This window comes from Candidatus Chlorohelix sp., from assembly GCF_037138995.1.
Classification (GTDB): domain Bacteria; phylum Chloroflexota; class Chloroflexia; order Chloroheliales; family Chloroheliaceae; genus Chlorohelix.
On sequence record NZ_JBAXHI010000030.1, the window covers coordinates 1 to 18,118 of the forward strand.

At 46.3% G+C, this 18,118-nt stretch carries 13 protein-coding genes and 1 pseudogene; 9 read left to right on the forward strand and 5 right to left on the reverse strand.

Annotation, left to right across the window (positions count from 1 at the left end; translation table 11 throughout):
- Positions 1 to 151: 151 nt before the first annotated feature.
- Positions 152 to 367, reverse strand: a complete 216-nt coding sequence (locus WCK19_RS13235; RefSeq protein WP_342397860.1) for an integrase core domain-containing protein — start codon at positions 365 to 367, stop codon at positions 152 to 154.
- A gap of 95 nt (positions 368 to 462) precedes the next feature.
- Between WCK19_RS13235 and WCK19_RS13240 the strand changes: the two are divergent.
- The 5 genes and pseudogenes from WCK19_RS13240 to WCK19_RS13260 form a co-directional block, all read left to right on the forward strand.
- Positions 463 to 671, forward strand: a pseudogene (locus tag WCK19_RS13240) (transposase); the annotation flags it as partial.
- 228 nt (positions 672 to 899) lie between these two features.
- Entirely contained in the window at positions 900 to 1,643 is a 744-nt protein-coding gene (locus WCK19_RS13245; protein ID WP_342397861.1) for a hypothetical protein, read from the forward strand.
- A gap of 231 nt (positions 1,644 to 1,874) precedes the next feature.
- Positions 1,875 to 2,759, forward strand: coding sequence for an ArsA-related P-loop ATPase (locus tag WCK19_RS13250; protein WP_342397862.1), 885 nt, complete (start codon positions 1,875 to 1,877; stop codon positions 2,757 to 2,759).
- Complete coding sequence (locus tag WCK19_RS13255; protein WP_342397863.1) at positions 2,749 to 4,116, forward strand: nitrogenase component 1; 1,368 nt, start codon at positions 2,749 to 2,751, stop codon at positions 4,114 to 4,116. Before WCK19_RS13250 ends, WCK19_RS13255 begins: the two co-directional genes overlap by 11 nt.
- A gap of 69 nt (positions 4,117 to 4,185) precedes the next feature.
- Positions 4,186 to 6,141, forward strand: coding sequence for a nitrogenase component 1 (locus WCK19_RS13260; protein WP_342397864.1), 1,956 nt, complete (start codon positions 4,186 to 4,188; stop codon positions 6,139 to 6,141).
- A gap of 110 nt (positions 6,142 to 6,251) precedes the next feature.
- On the opposite strand, the gene WCK19_RS13265 is transcribed toward WCK19_RS13260, so the two are convergent.
- On the reverse strand, positions 6,252 to 7,910 hold the full coding sequence (locus WCK19_RS13265; RefSeq protein ID WP_342397865.1) for an Nramp family divalent metal transporter: 1,659 nt from the start codon (positions 7,908 to 7,910) through the stop codon (positions 6,252 to 6,254).
- Between the two features lie 797 nt (positions 7,911 to 8,707).
- Between WCK19_RS13265 and WCK19_RS13270 the strand changes: the two genes are divergently transcribed.
- From WCK19_RS13270 to WCK19_RS13285, 4 genes are all read left to right on the forward strand, one after another.
- Positions 8,708 to 9,565: a hypothetical protein gene (locus tag WCK19_RS13270; RefSeq protein ID WP_342397866.1), complete on the forward strand. Its 858-nt coding sequence runs from the start codon at positions 8,708 to 8,710 to the stop codon at positions 9,563 to 9,565.
- A 297-nt stretch (positions 9,566 to 9,862) separates the two neighbouring features.
- Positions 9,863 to 11,467 (forward strand): hypothetical protein, encoded by a 1,605-nt coding sequence (locus WCK19_RS13275; protein WP_342397867.1) that lies wholly within the window; start codon positions 9,863 to 9,865, stop codon positions 11,465 to 11,467.
- Positions 11,468 to 11,627: 160 nt separating this feature from the next.
- Positions 11,628 to 12,377 carry a response regulator transcription factor gene (locus tag WCK19_RS13280; protein ID WP_342397868.1) on the forward strand — a complete coding sequence of 250 codons (750 nt, stop codon included), beginning with the start codon at positions 11,628 to 11,630 and terminating at the stop codon, positions 12,375 to 12,377.
- Positions 12,355 to 14,013, forward strand: coding sequence for a HAMP domain-containing sensor histidine kinase (locus tag WCK19_RS13285; RefSeq protein ID WP_342397869.1), 1,659 nt, complete (start codon positions 12,355 to 12,357; stop codon positions 14,011 to 14,013). The genes WCK19_RS13280 and WCK19_RS13285 overlap by 23 nt, the downstream gene beginning before the upstream one ends.
- Before the next feature lie 421 nt (positions 14,014 to 14,434).
- On the opposite strand, the gene WCK19_RS13290 is transcribed toward WCK19_RS13285, so the two are convergent.
- The 3 genes from WCK19_RS13290 to WCK19_RS13300 form a co-directional block, all read right to left on the reverse strand.
- Positions 14,435 to 15,688 (reverse strand): GAF domain-containing sensor histidine kinase, encoded by a 1,254-nt coding sequence (locus WCK19_RS13290; RefSeq protein ID WP_342397870.1) that lies wholly within the window; start codon positions 15,686 to 15,688, stop codon positions 14,435 to 14,437.
- Between the two features lie 5 nt (positions 15,689 to 15,693).
- Complete coding sequence (locus WCK19_RS13295; protein WP_342397871.1) at positions 15,694 to 16,407, reverse strand: response regulator transcription factor; 714 nt, start codon at positions 16,405 to 16,407, stop codon at positions 15,694 to 15,696.
- A 288-nt stretch (positions 16,408 to 16,695) separates the two neighbouring features.
- Entirely contained in the window at positions 16,696 to 18,030 is a 1,335-nt protein-coding gene (locus WCK19_RS13300; RefSeq protein ID WP_342397872.1) for a hypothetical protein, read from the reverse strand.
- Positions 18,031 to 18,118: the final 88 nt, after the last annotated feature.

The window sequence follows — 18,118 nt, forward strand, 5'->3', positions numbered from 1 at the left end:
ACCAGTGGCTTTGGAGTTATTGCAACGCTTTGAAGCGGTGTATGTGGTGGATAGTATGGTGGACCCAGTTGTCAAGACACCGATTTAGGGGAAATAAGGTGGCATGCTCCTTTCTGAAAAGCACATTAACATATTATTAAATAGCCGATTTTCAGCATTTTTCAAAATGGACTTCACTCGGAGTGCGATAAGAGAGTGATTGATGCGGTCGCTGCTCGTTATAGAATCGGATGTATTCCCCGATAACTTGACGCGCCTCTTTGGGACTTTCAAATTCATTTAAGAACACACACTCATATTTAATCGTCCGCCACAAACGCTCGGTGAAAATGTTGTCGAAAGCTCGACCTCGTCCATCCATGCTCACCCGCACACCCGCTCCCTCGACTAAGCCAATATATTTCGGACTGGTGAAATGACTGCCCTGATCGCTGTTGAGAATACAAGGAGTTGCTAGATTTAAGAACCGGGGTAGAAGGTACTATCTCTCAAGGGGTGCGGGTAGCTGATTTAAGAGAATGCCGGTATCTGGGTTTAGCTAAAACTCATTTGCAACAGGTTGCTTCAGCGGTTGCTCTCAATTTAGTTCGGCTGAATGACTGCTTGAAGACGTGCCCAGAGCCACAACCAGGGTCAGTCGCTTTGCTGCTCTTAAACCTGCCGCCTCATGAACCCTAGTTCGCCAACAGTATCAGCCCTGCCCGAATAATTAGGGCGTAGGTAAGGGTGTGGTAGTACGTAGGACTTCTACCTACGTGTGCCTACTACTTATTTCCCATAAGATACACTGGTACTCAATGTGAATAAGGGGTATCCTATTATTAGTAAGGCGATAAATGGCTTTGTACCACTATTATCGCATCGAACGTAGTTGAATTGTTGTAGTCTGGAGGAACCTTATGGTTGCCTTGCATAATATCATCGCACGGCATCCTAGCTTGCCCGGTTGGAGTATAGCCTGTATTCCGCTACTTGAACTAATCAATACTGATACAAACCCTTCTTTTTTTGGGGCAAGCGTATCAGGTATTCAAGCTCAGAAGATTTGCAGTATCCTCGAAAAAACCATCGCAAGAATGCCCTATCGTACCCTTATTGCCCTCGATTTGAAAGGCATTGCCAACATGGAAGCCTCCACTTGGGAATACCTTGGTCCCCAATTGCTGGGAAGAGTATTAGCCGGAGAATTTGGCGCAGAAAAAAGGCTGGTTTATTTGGTTGGAGACGAGCATTGGCTTGCTGACGACTTGCAATGGGCTTTCGAGCGAATATTCGAGAAAAGCAAATCCAAAGCTTATAATTGTGCTGCGCTAGTTCCTAACGCACGCCAGAGTTATTGCGGCATCTTAGTTCCTATTTACGCTGAAGCCCTAAATCTTTTGAATAAATATGGCAATCTCAGTACGCTTGAGCTATATTCGCTCTTGCGTCGTCGCTACAGCATTGCGCCTGCCCATGCCGATCGTTGTTTGGCGGCTCTCTCAAAACTTGGTTTAATCTATCGGCAAAGTTCCTTTGATAGAATCCAGTCACCTTACGACTTAAATGCGCGTGGTTACGCTCTAACTATGACCGAAGATGAGATAAGAGCAGCCGTTGCAGAAGCCCAATCTACTTCTGAATATCGGTACTTCACAGTCTGAACTACCTCAAATCGCCCTATTTTCTGTAGTTTGTAATACTCATATATTAGCTCGTATATGTTAACCTACTAACCAGATTAACCCCATTAAATAAAAAACTGTAAATTTTTCTTGTTTGGCTGGCTCAGGGGTACCAGCCTGTTGATTAACTTTGCCCTGCTAAGGGAGCGATTTTACGCGAGTAGTATTAATTATTTGCTCGCTATAATATATATAGAAAGGCTAACTCTGATGTTGCAAAGAGTAATAGCAGTTTACGGTAAGGGCGGTTCCGGCAAGAGCTTCCTCTCCTCATGTATAAGTGTACGGTTGGTGCAACGCAATACTCGTGTGCTGCAAATCGGTTGCGACCCCAAACACGATTCCACTGCTACCCTTTTCAAAGGTGTACTACTCCCCACCATTCTGGAAGTTTGGCGCGAGTTCCACGAAAATGGCGATGATGAAAGCCTGAGCGCAGGAGATGTAATTTTCGAGCGGAACGGCGTTTATGCGGCGGAACTGGGCGGACCTGAAACCGGGCGCGGTTGCGGCGGAAAAGGCATTGTGCTTGGCTTTGATACGCTGGCAAAGCTGGGGCTTTTTGAATGGGATTTTGATGTTGCGCTGCTGGATTTCCTCGGTGACGTGGTATGCGGCGGTTTTGGCATGAGTTTTGCGCGTAGCATCGCCCGCGAAATTATCATTGTAGCAGGCAACGACCAGCAATCGCTTTATGTGGCAAATAATGTCAGCCGCGCCGTAGCGCACTACGCTGAAGCAGGTAGCGAAAGCCGTGTGCTGGGTATTATTATCAACAAGGATGATGGTACAGGAATAGCGCAGGAATTTGCCGAGCGTATCGGCGTGCCGGTTCTGGCGAATATGCCGTTTATCCCGGAAGCGGTAACGACAAAAGATGCTTTCGATGTGATGGAAATCCCTGCAATGCGTGACGCGGTTGACCAACTTATAGAAAGTATCAATGTTCATGAAGCAGTAATCCCCAAGCCGCTGGAATTTGAAGAATTTTATAAAATGTTCCGTCAGAAAACGCGCGGCAAGCTACGCAGCGCCCACCCGGATGAATTGGTAAACCGCGCGTCTGCCGGGAAGGAGTTGCTGTATGTCCGATAAGCCGCTAGACGAACTTAAAGCTGGGCGTAGTATCAATCTTGCTGCAAAGGGTGAAGCTGCTCAAAACGGCAAAAGCGATTGCAGCATGCACAGCGCCACCATGTGTCCGGCTTTCGGCGCATTGCGCGTGACCATGCGTATCGAGGGGCTTGTGCCTGTGCTGGTAGGGGCGGTGGGTTGCCTATACGGGCTGGATTTTGTCTCTCACTTCTACGCTGCCAACAAGCCCATCGTGTCTCCTTCACTTACCCCTCGTGAATTAGTGCAAAGCGACCTGACCGACAAAGTGCTTGATATTGTAAAAGAGGTGGTAGAACACGAAAACCCGCGCATGATTGCAGTAATGTCCTTGTGTACTCCTGAAACTTCCGGCTTGCATCTTGAGCTTATTCCGCGCCGCATTGGGCAAACCGAAATTATACCGATGCGCGTTCCCGCTTATAGTGTGCCGACTCACGCCGAAGCTAAGGACGTGGCAATCAGTCAGATACTCAAGCGCATTGGCGAGAACAACGCGGCAGCAGGGGTGGCATCGGCTCAAGATGGGTTAGTTTCTATCGGGGAAGTGTTTCCCACCGACCCGGTGCAATTGCAGATTGCAATAAGCCGCCTCGGTATTAAAATGCAAGCTGCCCTGCCAAGCAAGGAAATTTCCACCTACTACGATGCGCCAAAAGCTAAAATCGGGGCGTTGTTACACCCCTTCTATGACCGTACCGCCCGCGAGTTGCGCGAGCAGGGCTTGAAGATTTTGCACAGCGCTCCGGTAGGAGCAGAAGGCACTTTTAGTTGGTTCATGAATTTGGGTCGCTTGCTGGAGCTTCCCGCCCATGAAGTGCGCGATATTGCCAACGATGAAGCAAACAAAGTGGCAGACGAGCTTGAGAAAAGTCGATTGGACGGCACGCGCATTATGATTGCCGGATATGAGGGAGGCGAATTGCTTTTTGCCCGACTAATGATTGAAGCAGGCGCAACCGTCACCTTCGTATCAACCAGCGTAAGAGCAGGCGCGGGAACTAAAGAAGACGCGGAATGGCTGGCAGAGCGGGGCGTAAAAGTCATTTTCCGCAAGCGGCATGAAGATGATATTGAAGAATTGCTCAATAACCCGCCCGACTTGTGTATCGGTTCTAGCAACCTTGAGGCGCATGCCAAACGGCGCGGTATCCCTTCAGTCTATTTTACAAACATTGTGTCGGCGCGACCTTTGCTATTATCTAGCGGAGTACGCCCATTAGTGGAACAGATGAAGTTAATACTCAGCCAAACTAATCGCTACACCGCTATGCGCGATTTCTTCGCGGATGCCGCTATTGAAGTGGGCGTACGTGAGCCGATTTCGCTGAAGCAATAAAGGCAGAGGGCGTTAAATTGCGCCCTTGTACCAATTACCATCGCAACTAGTAAGAAAGGCAATTCACTCGTGCCGAATAAAGACTCATTTTCTGTTGATTTTGATTCAATGGATGAAGATGCTTTGGGTATAACCCAAGCGGTAACAACAAAAACCCCTGTCGCCAATGGCGTTAAACCTAAAGCAGTTACTAAAGTTTCCGGCGACCCTATGGAACAGGAGGATATTGGCGAGGCTGAAATAGGATTCACTCCTGACAAAACCGGAGTCAGCAATTTCTGGACAACCAAAAAATCGGCAACACCCGCCCAACCTGAGAAACTTGATAAAAATCTCGGCTACGAAGACGCTGAGGAACATAATTTTACCCGCCGCAAAGTCTCGAAAGGTGAAGAAAGCCAGCGTGAGCATATCCGCGCCAGCGCCAGCCGCATTTTTGGCGAGGAAGAAGGCAAAAAAACGCCCAATATCCCGCTGGATACGCCTGTTTCCAACGGTTATTGGGGCGCGATGTTTACTTTTACCTGTATGAGCGATGTAGAGGTGGTGGTGGATGCCCCGGTAGGTTGTTACAGCCTACCCGCAACGGCAACCATTAACTATACAGATGCGCTGCCCGAAATCGGCAACCTCGCCAGCAGTAACATCACCGAAGTTGAGGTAACGCTAGATGGCACTACCCGTAGGGTTATGGACGCGGTGCGTCGTGTCAAAGAGCGCGAGGAACGCGCCAGGCAAAAGAAGCATCTCATCGTGGTAAGTAGTCAGGAAAGCGAGCTTATCGGGTCTGACCACGTTATGAGCTTGCAGCGCAAACATCCTGATGTCATTTATTTTTCTAGCCGCGCTTTTGAACTGGACGAATGGAAGGCGCGGGATGTTTCGTTGCTGTGGCTTTATCAGGAGCGCAAACGCCGGATTGCTGCCGGATTGGTAGAAAAATCCCCACCCGCCGATTTTGCCAGTACCCCTACGCACCGCGTGAATATCATTAGCTCAACTTACAGTTGCTTTAACAGCTATGCCGATTTGCATGAATTGGAAAGGCTGGTGCGTGGCGCGGGCGGCGACCTTTATTATTCCTTCCCCTTTGGCGCGAAGTTCGCCGATATGGACAGGCTGGATGAGTCGGCGGTAAATGTGGTCATGTACCGCGAGTTTGGCGATTCGCTGGCAAAAGAATTAGGCAAACCCTACCTATTTGCGCCGTTCGGGATGCAAGAAACTACCGAATTTGTTTTGCAACTCGGCAAATTGCTCGGCACCGAAGAACAGGCAAAAGCCTTTGTAGCAAAAGAAAAGCGCGAAACGCTGCTGCCCATCTGGGACATTTGGCTTGGAGCACCGCAAGACTTTTACAATACCACCAAGCTTGCCATTATCGCCAACGAAAGTTACGCGCTTGGCTTGAAGCGGTTTTTGGGCGATGAGCTTGGCATGGAAATCGGCACGGTCATCAATCGCCAGAAATCCAACGATACGAATAATTATATGCTCCGCAATCGCTTACAGGCAGAGCGCCCAACTGTAGTGATGGGAAGCATGAACGAGCGAATTTATATGGCGGAAGCAGGATTGACCGCCCGTTTTATCCCGGCGGCATTGCCCGTACCGTTTGTCAATCGCTCGGTTGGTACGCCCTATATGGGTTATATGGGGGCGGTGTATGTAATCCAGCTTGTCACAAATGCAATCTTTGACGTGCTGTTCGATATTTTACCGCGCGAACGGCGGGATGCTACCGGATTACCGGCAGGACCCGGCGGGATGCGCCCAACCGCAAATGCCGCCCCGCCTGCACAAAGTGAAAAGCATTCTGCGAAACTGGATGAACTCAGCGAGTTGAAGTGGCGCGATGAGGCAAAGACAATATTCGACCAACTACTTGAGAAAGTACCATGGGTAGCGCGTATTTCTGCCAGCGATAAGTTAAGGCAAGCTGCCGTATCTGAAGCGCGTGCCGCAAACCTTGAGGAAGTTACAGTAGAGATGGTGATGAAAGCGTTACCGCAAGTTATGAGATAAGGGTAGCTTTATAAAGGACGTGGGTAACTGCGTCCTTTTTTTGTTTTCAGGTCATATTAAAAGGGAGCGAAGTTTGGTAACTCGCCCCCCCCCTGAATAAATCAATTATTTTAAGTGCCAATAGCCATATTGACTACCTTGATAACCAGCACAATCGCAGTCATTCCCAAATAACCCCACATGCAAAGCATTGCAAGATTCTTGGTTGTTGACCAGATCGGTTTAGGCAAGCTATTCAAGGGACTCATCCGCCAGCTATTTTTATCCAGCTTTGGCTCTCTAACCATAACCTCATTCTTTTTCTGCCGACTAATGAAGGCGATCACTCCAGTGATTAGCAACCCAAAGGTGAGAATTGTCGCCAGAATGAGCGAGAGAATGGTTACATCAATTTCTGGGAAAACTGTGGTTATTGCCATCACAAATGATAACATCATCAATACCCCGATTATAACTGTGCCAATAACGTTTAACCAAGTTGGGTTAGTCCATGGTCCCAGCACATGTTTATCATTGCACAATAGCAGTAGAAAGACCGTTGCGCTAGGCAATAGCAATCCGGCTAAAGCCTGTACACCCATAGTAATCAGCCCAAGCGGGGCATTAGGAATTAGCACTATTGCTGCCGCTACTAATACCAACCCGGCATAAAGCACATAGAACAGCCGGGCATCCTTGAAATTGCGATGCAGCGAATGTTTAATACCAAAGGTATCGCCAAAGGCGTAAGCGGTGGACAGCGAAACGGCGGCGGCTCCGATTATAGATGCGTTAAGCAAAAAGATTGAGAACATAGCACCCATCCAGAAACCGGATACATCGGCAAAGCCCTTAGCTACTGCTCCGGCATCACTGAACTGTCCGTGAAAAGAAGTTCCGTTAAAGGCAAAGGCAGCCGCAATAATCAGGGCGGCGGCTCCAAAAGCTGTAATGAAAGCGCCGATATACGTATCCATTTGTTCGTACTTAATCCAGCGTGGGGTAATCCGTTTGTCAATTACATTGGATTGCTGGAAGAATAGTTGCCAAGGCGCAACCGTTGTTCCTACGATTCCGATAATCAGCAATAGAGCTTTTGAATCGAATTTACCTTCAAGACCCGGAATGAATGTATCACGCATAATCTGTCCGGCTGAAGGATTGCAGAAAATTATCAAGAGCGGAACTAAAATCAGGTTAAGTGCGATAAAGAGATACATAAAACGTTCCCAACGGCGGAAACTGCCGGTTATCACCATAATAATCAGTAAAGCGGCTGAAACCGGAACCGAAATAGCTTGCTCAACTCCAAAAAAGCTCAACGCCATGGCAATACCGATAAATTCAGTTACAATGGTTAGGAAGTTCAGTAGGAACAGGTCTCCAATCGAGAAAGCCGCCCAGAATTTACCAAAGCGTTCGAGAATCAAGCGAGCGTGTCCTACCCCAGTGACCGCACCTAGGCGAACAACCATTTCCTGATTTACTATCAAAACGGGGATGAGTAAAACAATCACCCACAAAAGGCTGGTTCCATAGTTTTGCCCGGCTTGAGAATAGGTTGCAACCCCACCGGCATCGTTGTCACCTACCATCGCGATAAGCCCGGGACCCATGATTGCCAGCATGGTTAAAATTTTCTGTTTCAAGGAACGGCGCGGGGTGGTATCGTTCACCCGGATGGTACCCAACGCGCCTTTGATGTCGCCCAGATGTGCCTCATCCAGCACTGCGCTCCGAGCGACTGCAACGTTCGGCTCAATTAACGAGACGTTTTCATTTATAGTCATGGTTTCACCTCTTCCTTCGGATTGAAATTCAGATAATAAATTCATTTTTTCCATCTTACATTGCTACCTAATCAAAACGATTTGCCCACCATCTTTTTGATAAGCTTTTTCAGGAAAGCCGCTAGGCAACACAAAATAGCGCGGTGGCTTTCAGTGCGCCAATGCACTAGAAATCGGCTACATCCAAAAAAGGGCTAGAAAGCTAGAGCTATTTTTACCTGTAAAACCCGTTGTACTGCAATGTTGAGTATTGAACCAAGAGGGTGCAGGCTGAAAAACTAAGTAGCATGTGGAAGAAAATGCGGAAAATAATGAAAGGCATGTGCGCTAATAGCGCAGAAGAGATAAAAGAAGGTGAAACCAATAATTATAAAGGTTAATCTACCCTTACCTCCTTACCTTGGGTTTTCCCAAAGTCTTCCAAGTTACTACGGTCTGCATCCATAAAAGGATGACTCCTTTCACTAATCTGGTAGTTACAATTGTTCCCGAAAGCAAGGTGGGAGCAATTAATAAGTGCGTTAGTAACAACCAGTAAAATAATTACCTTTCAACTTATTTTATAACACTTTTGATGGTATTAGTCAACCATTTGTGGTTAATTTCACAATTAAATTATAGTAATGGGTTTAATACCATTGTGTGAATAAAAACGACTATTAATCAACTCTAACACTACTAATTAGCCCGTGCTATCTATGATTCTAAGCCTCCATTCTATAGGGTAGTAGCATATAATCTATGCTAATATTAGAATATTATTAATCTCTTGACTTAGTTACATTTTCAAACATACAATGATTACGAGTACCCTTACTTTTGCTGGCTTGTTCCGGTCAGCTAACCAGTATATGCCATTAGTCTTGCTAAGCTATCTTATCAATACTCCAGTTCTAGATAATTCGGGAAAAGAAATAGCCGCCCTGAAAGACCTTTCGGTTTGTTTAAATCCGGCGGGAAAGAATAACCAATTCAAAGAACCCCATCCTCACTTGACCGGTCTGGTAGCCGAGAATGAGGAGGAGGAATGGTGGATTCCGCTTCGGCAAGTCCAATCATTTGGTGAAAAAGAAATAAAATTATCTGTCTCCGTCAAAGAGATTGTTAAGTTTGAGCGTTTCCCCGGCGAAGCTTTGCTAAAGGAAGATATACTTGATAACCCGTTGGTTGATTTGCAAAGGCGCAGAGTTGTTCGGGCTAATGACCTTGTTCTGAATATTGTGGGCAACCAACCTGTTATCTGGCTAATCGCAGTAGATGTATCATTGCAAGCGCGACTACTCCGACTTATCCCTTTCCTTTCAAAGAAAGGTGGGATATTGGTGTTGGATGACGAAATGTTGGATTGGTCTGAGGTGGAATATTTGACCAGCAGCGCACCCGAAGCGCATCTGGACATTCAACACGAACACCTAGAAGGGTTGAGCGTGGCTTATCTGGTGCCTCTATTAGAGGAATTACCTCCAGAACTTGGCACCGAAATCGTTGAGGATTTAAGCCCGAAGGTAGCGGCGGCAGTGCTAGAAAATATAAGACCCGATTGCGCTGTAGATATTCTTCAATTGCTAAAAGAAGAAGACCGTTTGGAAATCTTCACTAATATGAGTCCGGTGGTAGCGAATCGTCTGTCTGAAGTTCCTGATCGGTTGTTGTAATTTAGAACCACAACCCTGTATTTTTCTGGAAACAGAAGGCACCGCTAGTCGAGCGGGTTACTGGGCAAAATAGCCATGACTCTTCTAAAACCACCCTCAAGCGCCCGCTCGCCTAAATACCCGGAGAAGTGCAACAACCGATAGCTTACTTCTCTCCTTCATACTTGGCAATATCTCTTGTGGAAATTTGACGCACACCTCGCAATTTCCCTCCACCTTTATTATAGATACTGTATAATTTATTTCGCAGTAAATCTTTTTTGATATTCAGGCTTTCTCAACTCATCCTGATTTGCTATGCTCAATTTTGACTTACAACTGATTTTCTCCCTTGTAGGTTTTGGCTCATTCCTGTGGATGGGCTTATATATGATTTCCCGCATCTCAGGACGCACCAACCTCACCCTCACTTGCTTTTTCGGGATACTAACGCAAGCATATTTTTTTGTTCAAACTATCCTAGTAAATTTTGTCTCAGGAGGGCGTGATATAGGAGTGTTCGTTCATCGGACAGGTTGGTGGAGTAATGTTATTCCACTGGTTTTCTGGTTTCATATTAGCAGCCTCGTAGTAAGGCGCGGTCCAAAACGAACCCTCTTTACCCCTGCCGTAATTGCAATATATCTAATAGGCATCATAATTTCTCTGCTCGGTTCATTTACCGAGCTTCTATTGGAACTTTCCAAACCGGTAGTTTTCAGTGATGGGAGAATATTTGTAGGCGTTGGCTCCTATTATGAAATATATCTACTCTTTGTGTTATTGGCTGGCGGTGGCGCTTTTCTAAATTTTATAGGCTATTATTTAAGGATACGTAAAAGCCCTGACCCATTTCTGCTTTCCTTAAAAATTCATATCAGTTTACTGGCATCTGGCGCATTTATGTTTTTTGTTGGTGGTCTATTCCTTGCTCTCAGATTTAAATTTAATTTTGATGCCCCTAGCTATCCCGGTTATCTTGCGCTGGTGTTAGGTTTGGGTTTATGCAGTTATTCGGTTATTAATTTTGAAATGCTGGTTGCCGGAAAACACGCTCAGCGAGATTTTATTTACAGCTTTAGCGGTATATTTCTGATAAATCTGCTCTATACTATTCCGCTAGTATTGCTTGGCGTTAGCTCTCCGATTATCTTAGTGGTTCTGATTGGGATTGTAACTACTACACATACCATTTTTGATTTCGGGCGTAGTCTAATGGATCGTTTGTTTTTTACCAAAATAGAGCAAGATGCTCGCAAAGAAGCCCGCGATTACGCTACCTTTCTTATTACACAACCAGTTGCAACCGAAGAGATGAGACTTCTTGGTAATAACATAGCCGTAACGGAAACCAATTCGGAAAATAATAGTGATGAGGAAATAGGGGAGTTTGGCAGCGTTAAAAGTTTTAATAATATGGTACGGCGTGCTATAACTGCTTTGAAAAGCCCCCCTCAACTGGTTAAAAGTCCCTTGCTGAGTTTGGCGCAGGTTGAGAACAGGCTAAAACGGGATAGCTTGGCAGATAATCGTCTTAATCGTGCGATAGTTCTGAAAAGTATTCTGACCGAGATGATAGAGCGTTTGCGTCCTGTCGGGAATGTCACTTATGGCACAACCGATACATGGCGCTTTTTTAATGTGCTGTTTTTTCCGTATGTGCGCGAAATTTCCAAGAAGCAGGCTTTTGCAGAGGCTCGCCGATTGTCGGATGAGCGTAGAAAAAGCGGCGTGTCTGAGAAAAATGAAATGGAAAAGGCGCTAGAATGGCTCAGCGATATAGAGGAGGATACTTTCTATAAATGGCAACGGCGTGCCTCCGATACAATTGCCGAGAGTTTACGCGAGGAAGAAACGGCATTAAGGAGTCAGCCCCTCTCTAGCCCGATAGCGCGGCAAGCTGAAATTAACCGAAGCCAGTAAATTTAATTTGAAGAAACCAAAAGAGTTTTTGTGCTTTTCACTATAGCTTTGCAAATACCAATTCTCAGCTAACTCTCAGCATTATTTAAGATATATTTAACTCATTAAATCAAGGGCTGTGTTAACCTGAAATTCAGGTAAGGTTAGAGAAAGGCAATATATGGCACAACCCCGCAACAACCTACAGTCGGGAAAACCTAATACTAGCACTCGAATCTTGGTGATTGATGATGAGCCGGGTATTGTTGATTTCATCGAGTTGGGTTTGGGTTACGAGGGCTATGAAGTTTTAACCGCTTCAGATGGCAAAACCGGCTTGCAACTTGCTTTATCAGAAGTTCCCGACCTGATTATTCTGGATTTGATGTTGCCGGGAATTGATGGTTTTGAGCTATGCCAGAAACTTCGCCAGACCTCAAAGGTTCCGGTAATTATGTTGACGGCACGTGATGAACTAAATGACCGGGTGCGCGGTCTTGACTTAGGCGCAGATGATTATTTAACTAAACCTTTCCAGTTCAAAGAATTGGCTGCCCGCATTAGGGCGGTGTTGCGGCGCGGCAATAATAGCCCGGAAGATAGTACAGAAAAAGGCGCTAAGCTGATTCAAGTGCAGGATATTACGCTTGACCCTGCCTTGCGCGAGGTGCGGCGCGGTTCAACCCGTATTGAATTGAGCTTACGCGAATATGAATTGTTGGAACTAATGATGCGACATCCCAACCAAGTGTTACCGCGCGATACAATTTTGGACAAGGTATGGGGCTATGATTTTGGCGGGGACGCTAATATTATAGAGGTGTATGTGCGCTATTTGCGCCAGAAACTTGGCAAGCCCAATCCGATTACTACCATCAGAGGGATAGGGTATCTAATGAAATTGCGCCATGAAGAGGAGGAGCCAGATTAAAACCTTGCTGGCTCAGCTAAATACCCTTCGCTGGCGGTTAACTTTGTTTTATACCGGGCTATTGGCTATTTTGCTGCTGGCTATTGGGTTATTTGTATATTTTCAGCTAGAAAATTTCATGATTGATAGTGTTTCTACCCGCCTGAAAGATAGAACCGCTACGCTGATAAGTGGAAAATTGGATTCTTCTCCCGGTACCAACCAAAGAAGATCCGGGCAACCGGATACATTACCAAGATTAGCAGACCGTATTGCTGCTGACGGCAATTCGACTGATATGTATGCTGCGTTATTGGATTTACGCGGTCAAGTAGTAACGGTGGAACACCCCGTTTCGATACTACCGCCATTTGTACCCAATTCACCTTCTTCTGATGAGCTACTCCGTTCTCGGCAAAATGGTTCAGCACAATTCATTATAACCCTAACTACTTCAAGTTCTAGCATTGGGCAAGTGAGCCGTGAGCGCGGACTTGCCTATTTAATTCCGGTCTCTGGCATTAGCTCGAATGGGCAAGCCTTAGATATTGCCGGTTATATTTTGCTGGCAGCCTCTATCAACCAATCGGATGTGGTTTTAGGACAATTGCGGTTTATCTTGCTAATCGCCTTATTCGGTGCGCTAATTCTGGCGTTGTTGTTAGGCTTGCCTTTGGCGCGTCTTGGGCTTGCGCCGTTAAAGAAGATGTCACGAACTGCCGCTCGTATTGGCAAAGGAGACTTGAGCCAGCGAGTTGATTTGCCTATCTCTCAGGCTATCGCGCCAAATGATGAAGTGCAGCAATTGGCGCAGGCTTTTAACCTTATGCTGGATAAAATTGAACAATCTTTTCAAAAGCAGCAGCAAAGCGAAATTCGCACCCGCCAGTTTGCGGCGGATGCTTCTCACGAACTGCGCTCGCCGCTTACGGTGTTGGGTGGTTATCTTGACGTTTTATTGATGGGCGCTAAGGATGACCCAGTGAGGGCGATGCGAGTTTTACAATCTATGCGCCGTGAAGTTGATAGAATGAGCCGTCTGGTGGTAGATTTGCTGACACTAACTAGGTTGGATGCGAATGGAGCAAGCAACCTACGAGTTGAAACCTTACGGGTAGCAGACCTATTGCATAGTGCGGTTGAGGCTATGAGAGTGATAGCAGGAGAAAGAAAAATAGAGCTACAACTTTCTCCCGAAACCGAGCAAGCCTGCCTGACAGGTGATAATGATCAGCTTCACCGTGTGTTTGTGAATATTCTTGATAATGCAATTCGCTATACCGATAATGATGGACTGCTAAAAATATCAACTGCAATAGCCGAAAAAGGGCATTTGATTGAAATTTCCCTCGCCGATAACGGTTGTGGTATTCCAGCAGAGCAATTATCTCGTATCTTTGACCGCTTTTATCGGGCAGACCCTTCACGCAGTCGCCAGACTGGTAACGCTGGTCTCGGTCTTTCCATCGTTAAATCTATTGTAGAAGCGCATGATGGGTCTATAAAGGTAACTAGCGAGGTGGGGCAAGGCACGTGTTTCACGCTCAGTTTTCCTTTCAGTGTAGCCGAAACGAGCTTTCCAAATGCTTTGGTAAATCACGCCCACGATTCAAAGTCGGGTAGGAACACGAGTCGGACAGGAAAAGTCGTTAGTTAGGAATATCACAAGTTAGGATGCAAAGGTAGTTGTAAGGAAGGTGCGACCCAAGTGAAATCTTAAAAGTGGATAAAGTCGCCGCATTCTGGTCGCTGTTTCTTCTGGCACGGTCGCTATTTTTTCTGGCTGGAGGCTCCCTTTACTCCTTACTTACTTCTCTCTTTTACTTCTGTCTTTTTTTTCGCTTCTCCTAATTCTAGCAAACCTTTCTTCTTTTAGTTCACCAACAGTAGCAGCCCTGAAACGTGAAAACGTGCGAAACTGAATTGTTACCGCTAATTAAAGCGTAACTTCAGGCAAGCCTCTCCTTTTGGTAAGGTGGCTGTTTTCTTACAAGCCCAACGTCTCAATGGCTTCCGGTTGGGTAACTCTTGGGGGCTTGCCTCTCAGAATAGTTGGTCTGACTTTCATTCCCTTCTTTCTAATCCTTAGAGAAGGATACGTTATCTTTATTTCGGGAATTGCTCAGCGAAATTTGCAAATCAAGTACAGTACCCTGTCCCGGTTTGCTCTCAATCTTGAGATAACCGCCGGATTCACGGGCGCGTTGCCGCATATTGATAACTCCTAATCCTCCACCGATTGCCAGTCGGTTTATATCTTCTGGAATTGCGAAACCACAGCCATCATCAGAAATTACCAGTCGGATAGAATCTTCTAGCAAAGTAAGTTTTATGCAAGCGTTTTGCGCTTTTGAATGCTTCACAATATTGTAAAGCGCTTCTTGCGCTACCCGATAAAGATTTAATTCTTGCGGTGGATTAAGTAAACCTGCAACATCTTCGTTTAGAGTAGTTTTTACCTTTACCCCAGAATGGCGTGATATGTCCCCTGCCAAACCCTCTAAAGCAGCAATCAAGCCCAAATCACTCAATATCTTCGGTTGCAGGTCGCGACTCAACAAGCGCAAATTGCTGATAGTGGCTTCCAAACTATCCTGCAAACGATTAAGGCGTTTCTCAATATTAGAAGGAAGGGGGTTTTCCTCAACCGCTTCAGGGCTGCCTGAAACAGGTTTCAGAGTATCGGTCAGGTCACAGCGTAACAGGTCAATCTGTCGCCCAAGCCCTATCAAGCCCTGTACCGTATCATCGTGCAGTTCACGGGCTAGGCGATTGCGCTCCTCAGCTACCGCTGCCTCGCGGGCGCGAGCGTGCAGACGTGCGTTATCAATGGCGGTAGCAATTTGCTCCGCTAGAATTTCCAGCACAGGCACATCTTCCGGGTCAAATGCATCAATATGAGGTTGTTCGATATTCAAAACCCCGATACAGCGTTCATTCACCTTGAGAGGCATATCCAGTTCAGCCTGAGTATCTATGCAATGGATATAATAGGGGTCGCGGCTCACATCATTCGCCAGACGGGTCTGCTCATTGCGTACCACCCAACCAACCATGCCTTGGCTAATATGCATTCGCTTGGCATGTAGGCAAATGTTATTATTAGCTCGGTCTGCCTCAGAGCAAGCGGTATGAAAAATGTAGTTACGGTCGTACTGATCTAGCAAATATACCGACACTACATCGAAGCCAAAGGTCTTTTTTATTAAATCAACCGTTTCTATCAGCAGTTGTTCAAGGTCGAGGGTGGTATTAATTTTCCGGCTGACTTGCATAACCGCTCGTAATTGGGCTGCTTTGCGATCTCGATTATCCCGCTCTATACTCAACATAGGTATTACTCTCCCTCATCCAAATCAAGGTCGGACAGGCTCAAGATGCGCCTTTTCAAACCTTGTAAAACTGCCTCGGTACGTGAACCAACTTCAAGCTTATCGAAAATATTGGCGAAATGCGCCTGAACTGTACGCGGACTTAAAACCAATTTATCGGCTATTTCTTTATTGGACAAGCCCCGCCCCGCCAGCTTTAAAACTTCCAGTTCACGGTCAGTCAAATGCTCGGTTGGTTGGTTGGGTTCGGATTTGCCAATTGAACCCGGTTGGTTTTTGATTGCAAAGCGTCCCAATACTTTTTTCGCCACCGTAGGATGCAAAACCGCCTCGCCCCTACTCACAGCCCTAACTGCTTCCACCAGTTCATGGCTGCGTACTGTCTTGAGCAAGTAGCCTGCCGCGCCCGCTTCCAGAAGGGCAAATACATATTGGTCTTCATCGTGTGCGGTAAGAGCTAGAATAGCAATTGTGGGACGTTGCGCCTTGATTTGGCGAGTAGCGGCGATTCCATCTAGCACAGGCAAACCAACATCCATCAATACCACATTGGGTAAAAGGCGCAAAGCCATTTCAACGGCGGTTTGCCCATCACCCGCTTCACCTACAACGGTCATATCTGGTTGGCGGTTGAGCAATTCGGCAGTACCCTCACGCACCACCGCATGGTCTTCCACCAACAGCACTTTTATTCTCGTATCCTGATTGATATTTGACATTCTCTCGCACGTTTCTGGATAACCAGTACACTAATTAATAAAATTATAGCTCAAATTATAACACCTAACAGCGCACAATTACCTATAGTTATTTAGCCATATTAAGGTATTTGACGTATAAGTTATAAATTTGACTAAAGAAAGTGCCTTAACACCCCCTGCTTTTAGCATAGAGGTAATAGTTAGCCATAGGTCTGGGTAAAAGTGGTAATTAAGCCTGCAAGATAAAATATGAATCAGGCAAGGGGTTTAAACCCCCCTTGTCTGTTACTAGAGGCAAATAAAGGGCTATTTCGCCCACACCAACGAGCTGTATGTGCCGCTGCCAAGTTCCACCGAACTTGCCACGTTCTGCCCACTAAGGGTTACAACCACCAGCGTACCGCGTACTGCCCCAGTCGCGGGGCTGGAAGTTCCGGTTTTGATATAAGCCAGTTTCTTGCCATCTGGAGACCATGTCGGTTTGGTTGCGCCAAACCCGGCGCGTACTCCTCCAATTTTGGTTTCAGTGATAGCATCCAGTTTTGGTTGAGCTTTCGAGGCATCGAAAATATCCAAATCCATCACTCCGGTAGCGGGTAAACCTTCGACCACCATCAGGCTGCTGCCCGGCGCACCCAATACGCGGTTGAAACCGCCCTCGTAATTTGTACCCCACAGCTTTATATCCTTGCCATCGGTGGTATTCAAGCTGAACAGCAACCCGCTATGCCCTAGCGTAGTAAAAGCAATTTGCTTGCCGCCATCCACGAACGCTGGAGAGTTAATAAATTCGGGGAATACTTGGAAGGGGAAGCCATATTGACTCCAATCGGAGGGAAATTTTTTAGTATTAATCGCCTCCCATTCGTTCTTCCCTTCAAAATTAATCAGACGCACCGCATTTTCTATCGCGTAATTATAATCGGTAGGGATACGCCCATCTGTTACAAAGACGATACGCTTGCTATCGGAAGCCCATGAGCCTTGCTGCCCATCGGCGAGTTTACGCGGGCTTATGCTGCCCAATTCGGTAATCCAGAGTTCGTGTTTATCCTTGAAATCGTACTTCCCGTCTTTATTGCTATCCAGAATACGGGTAAATATTATGAACTTACCATCGGGTGAAAATTCTGGTTCTGTGTCGCTGACGGCAGAGAGTTGTTCGGGAATCAATTTTGTAGGAGCATCTTTCAGGTTTGAAAGGTAAAGTGAATAAGCCCCGTTTTGCCCTCGCAAACTGGTAGCCAGCATATCTCCTTGCGCCGATAGTGCAATATCGCCGGATGCGCCTAGTTTCGTGCTGTCCACTAACTGCTTCTTCTCTTTGGTATCGGTATCGAGCGTATAAACATTGCCGTTTTCTACATATGCCAACAGGGTACTGCGAGTTGGAGCTAGAGTTGTGGTAGAGCTAGTCGTAGTGGCAAGGGTAGTCGTTGTAACAGTGGTTGGCGTAACTGTTGGCACTTCAATAGCAGCGGTAGTGGTTGGTATGGCAGAAGTAACCGATACGGCGGTGGCTGTAACAGGGATTGGGGTGGCAGGTTTGCTGGTAGGTGTGCTGTCCCCGCAGGCAATCAACAACCCGGCAAAGAGAAGCAAAATCAGCATTATGGTTAATTTTCTTACAATTTTGTTCATCGCTATTCCTTTCACCGCACACCATGCCTTTTGTTTATTAGATTTTGCTAATTATCAGTAAATAGACCATGATTAATTATATCACGCT